This is a genomic window from Microbacterium sp. Leaf161 (assembly GCF_001423645.1).
Lineage (GTDB): Bacteria > Actinomycetota > Actinomycetes > Actinomycetales > Microbacteriaceae > Microbacterium > Microbacterium forte.
Map to the genome: position 1 here is coordinate 984,383 of NZ_LMOW01000001.1, position 13,503 is coordinate 997,885.

Here is a 13,503-nt window from a genome sequence, read left to right on the forward strand (position 1 = left end):
GTCCGCATGGCGATTCAGCGAAGGATCAAATCGGTCGAGCAGTCGATGGCCGAGACGCACGACGAGAAACGCTCGCTGAAGCGCTCCCTTGGCGTCTGGGACCTGGCGGTCATGGGCGTCGCCGTGGCCGTCGGCGCCGGCATCTTCTCGGTCGGCGCCGAGGCGTCTGCCCGCCACGCCGGACCCGCGGTCATCATCTCGTTCATCATCGCCGCGGCCGTGTGCGGACTCGCGATCCTCTGCTACGCCGAGTTCGCGTCGTCCATCCCGGTCGCCGGCTCCGCATACACCTTCACCTACTCGACCCTGGGCGAGTTCCTCGCCTGGATCATCGGCTGGGATCTCATCCTCGAGATGCTGATGGCTTCGGCCGTGATCGCGAAGTACTGGGGCGTCTATCTCGGCGACGCGGTCTCGCTGTTCGACCTCGAGATCCCGATGACCCTGCAGCTGGGGCCGCTCTCGTTCGACTGGGGCCCCGTCGTCATCGTGGCGATCTTCACCGTGCTGCTCGCGCTCGGCACCCAGCTGTCGAGCCGTGTCAACAGCGTGTTCACGGTCATCAAGGTCGCGATCGTGCTGTTCGTGATCGTGGTCGGCTTCTTCTTCGTCAACGGTGCGAACTACACGCCCTTCGTCCCGCCGGCCGAGTCGGGCGCCGCCTCTGAGAGCGCCTGGACGCAGTCCCTCTTCTCGTTCATGACCGGCTCCGACCCGACGATGTACGGCGTCTTCGGCATCCTCAGCGGTGCGGCCCTGGTGTTCTTCGCGTTCATCGGCTTCGACGTCGTGGCGACCAGCGCCGAGGAGACCAAGGACCCGAAGCGCACGGTGCCCCGCGGCATCATCCTCGGCCTGATCATCGTCACCGTGCTCTATGTGATGGTCGCGATCGTCATCACCGGCATGGTGTCGTACACCGAGCTCGCGAAGCTCGACGAGCCGTCGCTCGCGAGCGCGTTCGAGCTCGTGGGCGCCACCTGGGCCGCACAGGTGATCGCGATCGGCAGCCTCGTCGGGCTCACCACCGTCGTCATGGTGCTGCTCATGGGCCTCGCGCGCGTCGTGTTCGCGATGAGCCGCGACGGCCTGCTCCCCCGCTCGCTGAGCGTCACCGACGCCAAGCGCGGCACTCCCATCCGCATCCAGCTGATCGTCGGAGTGATCATCGCGATCATCGCCGGATTCACCGACGTGCAGGTGCTCGGCGACATGATCAACATCGGCACCCTGTCGGCGTTCGTGCTCGTCAGCATCGGCGTGCCGATCCTGCGCAAGAGCCGCCCCGACCTCGAGCGTCCGTTCACGGTGCCGCTGTCGCCGTGGCTACCGTGGATCTCGGCGCTCGCCTGCTTCTGGCTCATGCTCAACCTCAGCACCGAGACGTGGCTGCGCTTCGCGATCTGGCTCGCCCTCGGCCTCGTGATCTACTTCGCGTACTCGCGGCGCCACTCGCTGATCGGCCGCGAGCTCGCCAAGGATGCGATCACAAGCCGCGGAATGCGGATCTAGCGCACGCGCGTACGCAGACGAAGAGGGGCGGATGCCGCAGCATCCGCCCCTCTTCGATTCCAGGATCAGTCGTCGAGCAGCTCGGCCTCGATCACGTCGTCGTCTTCACCGGACCCCAGGTCGGGTTCGGGCTCGGGCGAGGTCGATGTGAGCACGAGGCCCGCGCCGTCGACCGCGACATCGACCCTCACCAGGTCGCCGTCGTGCACGCCGCCGGAGAGCAGCGCCGTGGCCAGCTTGTTCTGCACCTCGGTCTGGATGAGACGGCGCAGCGGGCGAGCACCGAACATCGGGTCGTATCCGCGCTCGGCGAGCCACGCCCGAGCATCGGGAGTGACCGCCAGCGTGAGTCGCCGGTCGTGCAGCCGGTCGTGCAGCTGATCGATCGACAGCTCGACGATCTGGGCCAGGTCGTCTTGGCTGAGCGCCGAGAACATCACGATGTCGTCGAGACGGTTGAGGAACTCGGGCCGGAACGCCTGGTGCACGAGAGCCATCACCTGCTCGCGCTTCTCATCGGGCGACAGCGTCGGGTCGATGAGGATCGGTGAACCGAGGTTCGAGGTCAGGATCAGGATCACGTTCGTGAAATCGACCGTTCGCCCCTGCCCGTCGGTCAGACGACCGTCGTCGAGAACCTGCAGCAGCACGTCGAACACCTCGGGGTGCGCCTTCTCGACCTCGTCGAGCAGCACGACGCTGTACGGACGCCGCCGCACGGCCTCGGTGAGCTGCCCGCCCTGCTCGTAGCCGACGTATCCCGGAGGGGCGCCGACGAGCCGCGAGACCGAGTGCTTCTCGCCGTACTCCGACATGTCGATGCGCACCATGGCGCGCTCGTCGTCGAACAGGAAGTCGGCCAGAGCCTTGGCCAGCTCGGTCTTTCCGACGCCGGTCGGCCCGAGGAACAGGAACGATCCGGTCGGCCGACCGGGGTCACTGATGCCCGCCCGCGAACGGCGGACCGCATCGGACACCGCCTTGACGGCATCCTTCTGCCCGATGAGGCGCTTGCCGAGCTCGGATTCGAGGTGCAGCAGCCGCTCGCTCTCACCCTGCAGCAGTCGACCGACGGGGATGCCGGTCCACGCGGCGATCACGGCGGCGATGTCCTCGTCGGTGACCTGCTCGTTGACCATGCGCCCCTCTGTCGAGACCGTGGCCTCGGCCTGCTCGGCTTCGGCGATGTCGCGCTCGAGGCGCTTGATCGTCTCGTATTCGAGCTTCGAGGCACGCGTGTAGTCGGCCTCGCGCATGGCGAGGTCGCGCTGCGTGATCGCGTCGTCGAGCTGCTTCTTGAGTTCGCCGACGCGGTTCAGCCCCTGGCGCTCGCGCGCCCAGCGGGCTTCGAGCTCGGCCAGCTGCGCCTCCATGCCCACGAGCTGCTCGCGGAGAGCCGCGAGTCGCTCTTTCGAGGCCGCATCCTTCTCGCGCTTGAGAGCGAGCTCTTCGAGCTTCATGCGGTCGACCTGGCGCTTGAGCTGGTCGATCTCGACGGGAGACGAATCGATCTCCATCTTGAGACGCGACATCGACTCGTCGATCAGGTCGATCGCCTTGTCGGGGAGCTGCCGCGCGGGCAGGTACCGGTTCGACAGTGCAGCGGCGGCGACCAGCGCGCTGTCGGCGATCGTCACCCCGTGGTGCGCCTCGTAGCGCCCCTTGAGCCCTCGCAGGATCGCGATGGTGTCTTCGACCGTGGGCTCGCCGACGTAGACCTGCTGGAAGCGCCGCTCGAGAGCGGCATCCTTCTCGATGAACTCGCGGTACTCGTTGAGGGTCGTCGCGCCGATCAGTCGCAGCTCACCCCTGGCGAGCATGGGCTTGAGCATGTTCGACGCGGCCACCGAGCCTTCACCACCGCCGGCGCCCATCAGCACGTGCAGCTCGTCGATGAAGGTGATGATCTGCCCGTCGGATTCGGTGATCTCCTTGAGCACGCTCTTCAGCCGCTCCTCGAACTGCCCGCGGTACATCGCACCCGCGACGAGGGCCGAGATGTCGAGCGACACCAGCTCCTTGTCCTTGAGGGACTCTGCGACGTCGCCCGCGACGATGCGCTGGGCGAGGCCCTCGACGACGGCGGTCTTGCCTACGCCTGGCTCGCCGATCAGCACCGGGTTGTTCTTGGTACGGCGCGTGAGCACCTGGCTGACGCGCCGGATCTCGCTGTCGCGCCCGATCACCGGGTCGAGCTTTCCCTGGCGGGCGCGGTCAGTGAGGTTGATCCCGAACTGCTCGAGGGCGGACTGCTGGTCGTCGTTCTGCGTGCTCTGTGGGGTGGGCATATGTTCCTCCTGAGGAGACTCCTTCTGGTCGCTGTCTTGTTGTCATGGTCCGCAAAGTTGAGTGGACTTGACTCAAGTTTAGCGCATACTGCGCACGGCATCCAGGATCGCTCGTGCGACCGCGTGCTTAGAGCCTGACGCGGATGACACGACGGCGCCACCCCCTCCTACGACCTCGACGGCGTTGTCCCTCTTCTCGAAACCGTGATCGGCATTCGCCAGGTTGACGGCGAGCAGGTCGACGCCCTTGCGCTCCCGCTTGCGGCGAGCACGTTCCCGGCGCTCAACCGGATCCTCCGAGGTCTCGGCGGCGAAGGCGACGATCGTCTGGCCCTGCGGTGCTCGGCCGTCGGCGCGCGATGCGGCGAGCGCGGCGACCACGTCTTCGTTCTCGACCAGATCGAGGCGCGTCAGCACGCCGTGCTCCTTGGTGAGCTTGTGCTCGGACACCGTCGCGGGGCGATAGTCGGCGACGGCTGCGGCCATGATCACGATGTCGGCCGCCTGCGCCGCCTCCTTCATCGCGTCGGCGAGCTCCGCCGCGGTGCCGACGGGGACGACTCCGATGGACGGATGCCGCGCGTCGGCGAGCACATCGGCCGAGATGTTCGCCGCGACCACCGTGACGTCTGCACCGCGCGCTGCGGCATCCGCGGCGAGCGCGATGCCCTGCCGGCCACTCGACCGATTGCCCAGGAAGCGCACGGGGTCGATCGGCTCTCTGGTGCCACCCGCCGAGACGACGACCCGAAGCCCTTCGAGATCGCGCGGCGCGAGCAGCGCGATCGCCGCCTCGAAGATCTGCTCGGGCTCCGCCATGCGGCCGGGTCCGCTGTCACCGCCGGCGAGCTCTCCGTCGGCCGGGCCGACGAGGTGCACCCGGCGGGACCTCAGCGTCGCGATGTTCGCCTGCGTGGCGGCGTTGCGCCACATCTCGGCGTGCATCGCCGGCGCGAGCAGCACCGGCGCCTCGGTGGCGAGCAGTGTGGTGCCGAGCAGGTCGTCGGCGATGCCCGCGGTGATCTTCGCGATCGAGTTGGCGGTCGCAGGGGCGACGATCACGAGATCGGCGCCCTGGCCCAGCGCGACGTGCCGCACCCGGGCGACGTCGTCGTGCACGCTTGTCGTGACCGGATGCCGACTGAGCGCCTCCCAGGTGGGGGTGCCGACGAATCGCAGCGCGTCCTCGGTCGGAACGACGGTCACATCGTGCCCCGCCTTGGTCAGCAGACGCACCAGGTGCACTGTCTTGTATGCGGCGATGCCACCCGTAACCCCGACGACGATGTTCACGGTTCGATTCTGCCCCAGCATCCGTGGCCGCGGGCCCGAGACTGCTCGACCCGCTTCTAGACTGAAACGCGTGTGCACCGTGGTGATCGATGTGGCCGGCCCCGAGACCGCGCGGCTGCTCGCGGTGCGAGACGAAGACCCGCAGCGCGAGTGGGACGCCCTCGGCGAATGGTGGCCCGACGCCTACCCCGGCGTCTCGGGCATCCGCGACCGGCGGGCGGGCGGCGCCTGGCTCGCCGTGAACGCCGCCGAGCGGCGACTCGCTGTGCTGCTCAACCGCGCCGACGTCGTAGACCTCGCGGCTGACGTCGCCCTGTCACGCGGCTCCCTCGCCCTGGAGTCGGTCATGGGTCACTCCCCGATCGCGCCGCTGCCCATGCACGGCTTCAACCTGCTCGAGGTGCGGCCCGAGGGGGCGCGCGTGCTGAGCTGGGACGGCGTCGAGCTGCGCGAGACATCGCTCGCCGACGGCATCCACATGATCGCGCACGATGACCTCGACGATCTCGACACTCCGCGCATCGCCGCCTGGCTGCCCGAGTTCCGCGCTCTGGGCGCGACGGGCGACAGTCTCGACTGGTCAGGCGCGTGGACCTCGCTGCTCGCCTCATCCGCTCGGCTCGACCCAGAGGATGATCGGGCGATCATCCGCGACAACCGTCCGCATGGCTATCCGACGCAGTCGCTGCTGTACTGCACCGCGTCGGTCACCCCCGAGGGCGTCGACGTGGACTATCGCGCCCTCCCGAGCCCCGGACACTGGGACCACTGAGCGCAGCGCGCGTCGCAGCGCTCTTCACGGGGGCTCGTCGCAGCGCTCGTCGCAGCGCTCGTCGCAGCGCTCGTTGCGCGCTCGTCACCGCGCGGCAGGCGATCGAGCGGTCAGGCCGCAGACGACTCCGCATCGTCCGCGCACGAGAAGCGCGCGCGATAGGCCGTGGGAGTGGTGCCCAGCACCCGTGAGAAGTTCTGCCGCAGCACGGCCGCCGACCCGAAGCCGCATTCGTCGGCGATCTGCTCGAGTGACAGATCGCTGCGCTCGAGCATCCGCTGGGCGTGCAGCACGCGCTGTCGCGCGAGCCAGGCCGCGGGAGTCGCGCCGTATTCCGCCTTGAATCGACGAGCGAAGGTGCGCGGAGACATGAGAGCGCGAGCCGCGAGCTGATCGACGCCCAGGTCGTCGCGCAGGTGCTCGACCGCCCAATCGGCGACGGCAGCGAGCGAGTCGTTCTGGGCGACGGGGATCGGTCGGTCGATGAACTGCGCCTGACCGCCGTCGCGCTGCGGCGGAACGACCATGCGGCGCGCGATGCGGTTGGTGAGCTCGGCGCCGAGCTCGATGCGCAGCAGATGCAGGCACGCGTCGATGCCGGCCGCCGTGCCGGCGCTCGTGATGATCCGGTCGTCCTGCACGAACAGCACGTCGGGGTCGATGTCGATCGCGGGATACATCTCGGCCATCACCTCGGAGTACATCCAGTGCGTGGTCGCGCGACGCCCGTCGAGCACGCCGGCGGCACCGAGGATGAACGATCCGCTGCAGATGCTCAGCACCCAGGCGCCGCGTGCGACCGCGTCTCTCGCGGCATCGAGAAGGAGCGGATCGATCTGGCCCCAGTACTCGCGGGGCACGGGACAGAAGACGACGAGGTCGGCCTCGTACGCGAAGGACAGGTCGTGCTCGACGTTGATCGAGAAGCCCAGCTTCGAAGTGACGACGCCGGGGCGCGGCGCGATGACCCGGAAGTCGAAGTTCGGCACGCCGTCGTTCGATCGGTCGAGGCCGAACGCCTCGCAGGCGAGACCGAACTCGAACGGTGCGAATCCGTCTTGGACGATGCAGGCGACGGTCTTCATCATGGCGCTCTCCCGGTTTGGCAGTTTTCCTACGAGCAGAGTCTATTCTGCCACTCGTGGCAGGTCAACAGTGATCGTAGCGTTTCTGCCATGATCCTTATCATCGCACTCATCACCCTCGCCGTGTGGGCCCTCGTCGCCACGGTCATCGAACTCCGCCGCGACGGGCACCGACGCGTTCCCACCGACTGGACACGTGTCGTCGAAAGGGATGCCCTCGACCGCGCGGAGGCCGGGCACGTCTATCGCTGACCCGCGGCGCGCGATCTCCCCCATGGGACGACGCACGCGGCTACGCTCGTGAACATGAGCGAGCCTCAGCAGCAGCCTCCTGCGCAGCCACACGGAACTCCCCCGCAGTACGCGGGCTCGCACTATCCGGCACAGCCGCCGCAGTCGTCGCAGCCGCCGCAGTCGCACTCCGGCCAGCCATACGGTGGGCAGGCGTACGCGGGGCATCCATACCCGGCGCAGCCCTATCCTGAGCCACAGCGTGCGGCTTCCTCTGGCAGCTCAGGACTCGGTCGTCTCGCCTTCCTCCTCGCCGTGGTCTCGCTGGGGATCGGGCTCCTCGTCACGCTGTCGTATCCGCTGATGTACCGGATGATGGGCGATCCATCAGCCATCGGCGCGTTCGGAGCGGTCGGCAACGGGCTCGTGCTGATCATCGCCGTCGTGGGGCTCATCCTCGGCCTGATGTCGGTGCGGCGACCAGGGTCGCAGATCCTCGCGGGCATCGCGATCGGTGTCACCGCCTCGCAGCTCGTCGGGATCGTCATCTCGTGGGTGTCGAACCTCTTCTACGCGTTTTCCTTCTGATCGTCCGGAGAATCGATGACCGAGCAGCAGAATCCAGACCGGCCGCAGAACGACGGACAGATCCCGTATCCGCCGCAGCAGCCCGGCCAGCCCTACGCCCAACCCGGCCAGCCCTACGCCCAACCCGGCCAGCCCTACACGCACCCCGGCCAGCCCTACACGCACCCCGGCCAGCCGTACGCCCAGCCGTACGCACAACCCGCCCAGCCGTACGCACAACCCGGCCAGCCCTACACGCACCCCGGTCAGCCGTATGCCCGACCGGGCCAGCCCGATGGAGTCGCGGCGGCGCCCTACGCTCCGGGCCCGGCGACCGCCCGCCGTTCCGGAGGTCTCGGTCGCACGGCATTGGTGATCGCCGTGAGCGCCGTGGCGATCGGGCTGCTCTGGCAGCTCGTCACCCCGTTCATGTATGCGAGCGTCGGCTTCGGCGTCGTCGACCTGCTGTCGAACGTCGTGAACCTGGTCGTGATGGCAGGCGCAGGTGTCGCCCTGGTGCTCGGAATCATCGCGCTTCGACGCCCGGCGCCTCATCTGCTCCCGGCGATCGCCATCGGCGTGGGAGGCAGCACGGTCGTCGGCACGCTCGTCGCGTGGGTGTCGAACGTGTTCTACTACTTCGGGTTCTGACTCCGAGGATCAGCGCGCGAGCACGCGCTCGTAGATCTCGATCATCGCCGCGGTGCGCGACGACTGCCGGAACGACTCCGAGACTTCGCGCATCGGCTGCGGTGCGATGCCGGCGGCGATGTCGGATGCCGCGCGGTGCAGCGTCTCGACGAGACCCGCTCGTCGCTGATCCTCGGTGCCGGCGGCTCCGGGCACGGCCCAGAGTCCGCCGCCGAGCTCTGCCGCGATGTCGGGGTCGCTGATCACCGACGGCGTGCCGAGGGTGGCCGCCTCGAACGGCGTCATGCCCTGCGTCTCGAAGCCGATCGACGTCTGCACGAGTGCGTCGGCGGCGGCGATGCGAGCGAGAGTGTCTGCGTAGCTGAGCTTGCCGGCAAAGTGCACGTTCGACAGGCCCGAGACGATCTTCTCGGCGGCGGCGCGCTGAGCGCCGCCCCCGATGATCTCGAGGTCGGCGTCGATTCCCGACGCGACGAAGGCCTCGAGGAACGGCAGCAGGCGCTTCTCGGGGCTCATGCGCCCGAGCCAGACGAAGCGGGGACGCCCGGGGGTGCGTTCGGTCGGAGCGGCGGCGAGCGTCGCCTCGCGCACGTCGTCGTCGATGCCGTTCCACACCACGTCGACGGGGCTGAAGACCCCGTGCTCTTCGAGGCGGCGTGCGAAATGCGTCGAGGGTGCGGTCACGGCCGACGAGCCGCTCGCGATGCCACGCAGGAAGGCCCAGCCGTCGTTCCCGCGCATCTGCTCCGCGGCGCCTCGCAGCGCGCGGCGGCGCCAGAGGTTGAGTGCTCGAAGCACCGGGCCGTGCAGCGGCGTGACGGCGGCGATCCCGACATCGACGCGGTTGTGCATGGTGTGGACGACGGGGATGCCGTGACGAGCCGCATACCGGTGGCCGATGAAAGCGCCCCAGAAGTCGGCCTGGACATGCACCAGATCGACCGGAGGGCGGTGCGTAATCGCGCGGTCGAGCGCACGGTCGGTGGCGCGGCCGGGCCAGCTCATCGAGTACTCGCGGTCGGTGGTGATCGGCACGGACGGCAGATCGACGTTCGACGAGTCGGCGACGCGTGAGGCGCGAGCCCCGTGCATCTTCGGTGCGACGACGGTCACCGTGTGGCCGGCGCGCTCGAGGAACTCCCGCTGCAGCCGCATCGACACCTGAGCTCCGCCGAGGGAGTCCAGGTGCTGATCGCCGAAGAAGACGATGTGCATGACGGGCGTCGTCACTCGGGAAGCGGCTCGTCGCGGTACAGCGCCTCGAACGTGTCGAGTGTGCGGTTGATGTCGTGGATCGCGACGCCGTCGAGCGATGCCTGCTGCAACCGCGCGTACTCGCCTGGCGATGCGGTGAGCACGTCGGTCAATCGCGCGGCGAGGGCATCCGCGTTGCCCGGCTCGAACAGGTAGCCGTTCTCACCGTCGTGCACGAGGTGCGGCAGGGCGACGGCATCCGCTGCGACGATCGGCAGCGCCGAGGCCATCGCCTCCATGGTCGCGATCGACTGCAGCTCGGCGATCGAGGCGATGGTGAACACCGACGCGCGCGACAGCAGTGCACGCAGCTGCTCATCCGTCGTGCGGCCGTGGAAGGTGACGCGGTCGGCGATGCCCAGCTGAGTTGCCAGGTTCTCGAGCTGCTTGCGCTGGTCGCCGCCGCCGACGATGTCGAACGTCGCCTCGAGCGCCGGGTCGAGCTTCGTCATCGCCTCGAGGATGACCTCGACCTGCTTCTCGGCGGTCAGGCGTCCGACGAAGATGATGCGGTTCTTGTCGCGAGGAGCGATCACCGGGGTGTACTGCGTGCGGTCGATGCCGCAGCTGACCGGGATGACGCCAGTGACCGCTACGGTGCGCTCGAGGAAGTCGGCGGCGCGACGCGTCGGTGTCGTGATCGCGCGCGTCAGAGCGAACGTGCGCTTCGCGTCTCCCCACGCCCAGCGCAGGACGAGGTCATCGACGAACTTCGGCATGGTGGTGTGGTCGAGGATGTTCTCGGCCATCACATGGTTCGTCGCGATCACCGGGATGCCGCGTTCGTGCGCGATGCGAGAGAGGCCGCGGCCGATCACGATGTGCGACTGGATGTGCACGACGTCGGGCTGCACGCTGTCGAAGATCTTCCGGGCATAGTGCTTCACGCGCCACGGCCAGACGAAGCGCAGCCAGTCGTGGGGTGCCCAGCGCACCGACGGCAGCCGGTGCAGGGTCATAGGCTCGCCCTCGATCACCTCGGTGCGCGGCGCAGCTCGGCGGTAGGCCTGGTTCGGTGCGACGACGTGCACGTCATGACCGCGCTGCACGAGTCCGGCCGCGAGACGCTCGGCGAAGCGGGCGGCGCCGTTGATGTCGGGCGCGAAGGTGTCGCATCCGATCAGGATGCGAAGCGGACGCTGCCCGGAGTCGGGGGCGACGTCGGGAGCACTCGTCGGATCGGAGGTAGAGGAGGACATTCTGCCTTACGGTACGGCGGTCAAAGAGCCCGATCGGGCGCTGGCCACTCTACCTGAGGGGCCTGATCGGACCGCCGAGGCATACCGGCATCCCTCAGCCTCACCCCCTAGCGTGGAGACATGCGACTGACTGCCGACGCCGACCCCCGGCTGTGGATCCCCGTCACCGATTCGCTCGGCTGGAAGGGGCGCCGGCACCGAAAGGCCGCCATCCGGATGCTGTTGGGGCAGGTGAACTCGGCGATCGGCGTCACCGAGCGCCCGGGTTCACGGATCGGCGCGTGGGCGATGAGCCAGGCGGCGCCGATGCTGATGCGCCGGGCAGACGGTCGCGTGCTCGTGTGGACGTGGAAGGCGGATCCGGAGCTTGTCGTCGCGATGGCGACCGTGCAGGCGTTGACTCCGCAGGTGCGGGTCGCTCGCGCGTCGATGCCGATGGACTACGACGACACCCAGTCGTTCTCGAGCCGGTGGCTGGGCACGGGAGAGAAGCTGGTGGTGGCGATGCCGCCGTCACCCGCGTCACCCCCGTTCGCCACCTACACCTGGGACACCGGCACGCATCTTGTGACACTCACCGCAATGTGCAGCGACCGCGAACGCTTCGGCACGCTGGACGGCGCTCTCGACGATCTGGCTCGCAGTATCCGCGTCGTCGACGAGGTCGCGGGAGGCGAGTCGCCTGAGGTGCTGAGGCTCGACCCGGCCTGATATCCCGTCTCGGTGCGCGCGGTTTCGCCCGGGTGTGCGTCGTCTCCCCCGGGTGTGCGTGGTTCCATCCGGGCGTGCGTGGTTCCCCTCGGTGCGCGTCGCCCCCCGGGTGTGCGTGGTTCCACCCGGGCGTGCTCAGACGCGAAGCGAGGTGCGGCGCACTCGAGCGGGTGACGGCAGGCTGAGTCGTGGGGTGCGCCAGTGCTGTGCGGGATCCCACCATGCCGGTCCGCGGACCTGCGGGAGGCCGTCTTTCATGCGGATCTCCCACCCGGAGGTGCCGAGGGAGCGGTGGTGCCACCAGCACAACGGCACACCGTTATCGGTATGCGTGGGCCCGCCCCTGGCATGCTCGGTGACGTGGTGGATCTCACACCATGAGGCGGGCACGTGACATCCCGGGATCAGGCACTCCTTGTCCCGGGCGATGATCGCCCGACGTTGATGCACGGTGAACACCCGATCCGTCGTCGTGATCCCGATGATTCGACCCTCGTCCATGAGGACGCGTTGGATCGCCCCGCTGCAGGCGACCTGCGCCGCGACGGAGACGGGGACGTGGGCACCGGATCCGGGGATCGTCGCCCACCCACCATTGCCGCCCGCTCCAGACCCAGCGCCTCCGAACGCAGCATCGGTGACAGCGCCTCCGAACGCTGCACCGGTGACAGCGTCTCCGAACGCAGCACCGGTGGCACGCGTGGCGTGGTGGGCGAGGTCTGTCGCGTCGACGGTGACGACGAGGACCGGTGATGCGCCGCCGAGGGTGGGCATGTCCTTGTGCCGGGCAGCGATCCCGAGCGCTGCGGCGAGAGCGTCGTGGCGCTTCTGCGCCGCGGTGCGGTCATCGAGCACGCTGCGCTCATCCGAATTGAACGGGTCCTCCCCCGCATCCGAGTCAGCGTTCGAGCCCGCATCAGCACCAGCAGGCGAAGAGTCGGCGTCCGAAGAATCTGTGTCCTCACCGGAGCTCCCACTCGGGGCGAAGAACACCCCCGGCATCGGCGGCCCGTCGCCCTTCGGGTTGAGGATCGCGTCCAGGATGAGCTGCAACTGGGCCGCGGCGTCCGGGGTCAGGTAGCCGCGGATCGCATGCATGCCGTCCTTCACCCGGCCGATCGTGATCCCCCGACGACGACGCGCATCCTCGTCCTTCGGTTCCTCACCATCCGGATCGAACATCGACGCGAGATCCTCCGCCAGAGCCTTCAGATCCTGCGCCGTCGGCGACGGACCCGCCGCATGCTCGTCCACGTCCGGGTCGTCACGGGTCGAGTCGTCATTGGGTGCCGCCTCGAGGCCGTGACCGCGGGCGCACCCCGCCAACGCGACATCCGCCGCCAACCGCTGATCGACCGTGAGCCGATCCCACACCTTCTCGATCGGACCCGTCGCCGCCAGAAACCCCGCGACACCGACCACCCCGTCCAGCAGGGCGAGCCGCATCTCCGCCCACCGTGCCGGCATCCTCTCCCCCGCCAGACTCATCGGCCGCCGCACCAGATCGACCACCCTGTCGACCCGGGTCGCACCCCGCACATCCACACCCACCGTCCGCTGCAGCAGCTCATTCAGCCCCCGGCAGCCCGCCGAATGCGGAAAGTCGCCCGGATCCCCCGTCGCGATCGTCTCCACAATCACCGCCTCGGCACGTCGGAACGCCGCCCCCGCACCCTGCAACACCGCAACCCGGTCCGCATCCGACAACCCCGCCAGCGCGTCGTCGGACAGCACCGCATCCAGGTCGGCGATGATCCGATCCAAAAGCTCCGCAGCGCTGTTCATACCCCCTAGTCAACCGGGGACCGCCGACATTCGAGACCTGAGTCCGCCCACTTTTACCCCAGATCAACGCCATATTCCGATCTCCCAATACAGCGCAGAGAAGGACGCGCGGCCGACGAAAGCATCAAGAAGAAGAAGACGGCGGAGGAGAAAGG

Annotated in this window: 12 protein-coding genes; 6 read left to right on the forward strand and 6 right to left on the reverse strand. The window is 68.5% G+C overall.

Translation table 11 applies throughout. The annotated features are described in order from the left end of the window. Window positions 1-6 precede the first annotated feature (6 nt). The gene (locus tag ASF87_RS04835) at window positions 7-1,512 is read left to right on the forward strand and encodes an APC family permease (protein WP_056374602.1); all 1,506 of its coding nucleotides are present in this window, start codon (window positions 7-9) and stop codon (window positions 1,510-1,512) included. Between the two features lie 65 nt (window positions 1,513-1,577). On the opposite strand, the gene ASF87_RS04840 is transcribed toward ASF87_RS04835, so the two are convergent. Both ASF87_RS04840 and coaBC read right to left on the reverse strand, forming a co-directional pair. Further along, window positions 1,578-3,800, reverse strand: a complete 2,223-nt coding sequence (locus ASF87_RS04840) for an ATP-dependent Clp protease ATP-binding subunit (protein WP_082508758.1) — start codon at window positions 3,798-3,800, stop codon at window positions 1,578-1,580. Between the two features lie 78 nt (window positions 3,801-3,878). Then, entirely contained in the window at window positions 3,879-5,093 is a 1,215-nt protein-coding gene (coaBC, locus tag ASF87_RS04845) for a bifunctional phosphopantothenoylcysteine decarboxylase/phosphopantothenate--cysteine ligase CoaBC (RefSeq protein ID WP_056376335.1), read from the reverse strand. 70 nt (window positions 5,094-5,163) lie between these two features. Between coaBC and ASF87_RS04850 the strand changes: the two genes are divergently transcribed. Continuing rightward, window positions 5,164-5,865: an NRDE family protein gene (locus ASF87_RS04850; protein WP_082508759.1), complete on the forward strand. Its 702-nt coding sequence runs from the start codon at window positions 5,164-5,166 to the stop codon at window positions 5,863-5,865. Between the two features lie 110 nt (window positions 5,866-5,975). On the opposite strand, the gene ASF87_RS04855 is transcribed toward ASF87_RS04850, so the two are convergent. Beyond that, a complete protein-coding gene (locus ASF87_RS04855) occupies window positions 5,976-6,950 on the reverse strand; it encodes a GlxA family transcriptional regulator (protein WP_200933738.1) in 975 nt (324 codons plus the stop codon). A 90-nt stretch (window positions 6,951-7,040) separates the two neighbouring features. Between ASF87_RS04855 and ASF87_RS17810 the strand changes: the two genes are divergently transcribed. The 3 genes from ASF87_RS17810 to ASF87_RS17880 are packed head-to-tail and all read left to right on the forward strand — an operon-like array spanning window position 7,041 to window position 8,399. Beyond that, window positions 7,041-7,202 carry a hypothetical protein gene (locus ASF87_RS17810; RefSeq protein WP_164481678.1) on the forward strand — a complete coding sequence of 54 codons (162 nt, stop codon included), beginning with the start codon at window positions 7,041-7,043 and terminating at the stop codon, window positions 7,200-7,202. A 54-nt stretch (window positions 7,203-7,256) separates the two neighbouring features. After that, on the forward strand, window positions 7,257-7,769 hold the full coding sequence (locus ASF87_RS17660; protein WP_157550004.1) for a hypothetical protein: 513 nt from the start codon (window positions 7,257-7,259) through the stop codon (window positions 7,767-7,769). 15 nt (window positions 7,770-7,784) lie between these two features. Further along, entirely contained in the window at window positions 7,785-8,399 is a 615-nt protein-coding gene (locus tag ASF87_RS17880) for a hypothetical protein (protein WP_082508760.1), read from the forward strand. Between the two features lie 9 nt (window positions 8,400-8,408). On the opposite strand, the gene ASF87_RS04870 is transcribed toward ASF87_RS17880, so the two are convergent. Together ASF87_RS04870 and ASF87_RS04875 are read right to left on the reverse strand one after the other, a co-directional pair. Continuing rightward, window positions 8,409-9,629, reverse strand: coding sequence for a glycosyltransferase (locus ASF87_RS04870; protein ID WP_327037335.1), 1,221 nt, complete (start codon window positions 9,627-9,629; stop codon window positions 8,409-8,411). Next, complete coding sequence (locus tag ASF87_RS04875) at window positions 9,626-10,852, reverse strand: glycosyltransferase (RefSeq protein ID WP_056374610.1); 1,227 nt, start codon at window positions 10,850-10,852, stop codon at window positions 9,626-9,628. Before ASF87_RS04875 ends, ASF87_RS04870 begins: the two co-directional genes overlap by 4 nt. 120 nt (window positions 10,853-10,972) lie before the next feature. Here ASF87_RS04875 and ASF87_RS04880 point away from each other — a divergent pair, with 120 nt between their 5' ends. After that, the gene (locus ASF87_RS04880) at window positions 10,973-11,563 is read left to right on the forward strand and encodes a hypothetical protein (protein WP_056374613.1); all 591 of its coding nucleotides are present in this window, start codon (window positions 10,973-10,975) and stop codon (window positions 11,561-11,563) included. Window positions 11,564-11,698: 135 nt separating this feature from the next. On the opposite strand, the gene ASF87_RS04885 is transcribed toward ASF87_RS04880, so the two are convergent. After that, window positions 11,699-13,348, reverse strand: coding sequence for an HNH endonuclease signature motif containing protein (locus ASF87_RS04885; protein ID WP_082508761.1), 1,650 nt, complete (start codon window positions 13,346-13,348; stop codon window positions 11,699-11,701). Window positions 13,349-13,503 lie beyond the last annotated feature (155 nt).

Bases quoted from the DNA above. Each gene is read 5' to 3' on its own strand.
- ASF87_RS04835 (WP_056374602.1), top strand. From the start codon at position 7: ATGGCGATTCAGCGAAGGATCAAATCGGTCGAGCAGTCGATGGCCGAG.
- ASF87_RS04840 (WP_082508758.1), bottom strand. From the start codon at position 3,800: ATGCCCACCCCACAGAGCACGCAGAACGACGACCAGCAGTCCGCCCTC.
- ASF87_RS04855 (WP_200933738.1), bottom strand. From the start codon at position 6,950: ATGAAGACCGTCGCCTGCATCGTCCAAGACGGATTCGCACCGTTCGAG.
- ASF87_RS17810 (WP_164481678.1), top strand. From the start codon at position 7,041: ATGATCCTTATCATCGCACTCATCACCCTCGCCGTGTGGGCCCTCGTC.
- ASF87_RS17660 (WP_157550004.1), top strand. From the start codon at position 7,257: ATGAGCGAGCCTCAGCAGCAGCCTCCTGCGCAGCCACACGGAACTCCC.
- ASF87_RS17880 (WP_082508760.1), top strand. From the start codon at position 7,785: ATGACCGAGCAGCAGAATCCAGACCGGCCGCAGAACGACGGACAGATC.
- ASF87_RS04875 (WP_056374610.1), bottom strand. From the start codon at position 10,852: ATGTCCTCCTCTACCTCCGATCCGACGAGTGCTCCCGACGTCGCCCCC.
- ASF87_RS04880 (WP_056374613.1), top strand. From the start codon at position 10,973: ATGCGACTGACTGCCGACGCCGACCCCCGGCTGTGGATCCCCGTCACC.
- ASF87_RS04885 (WP_082508761.1), bottom strand. From the start codon at position 13,348: ATGAACAGCGCTGCGGAGCTTTTGGATCGGATCATCGCCGACCTGGAT.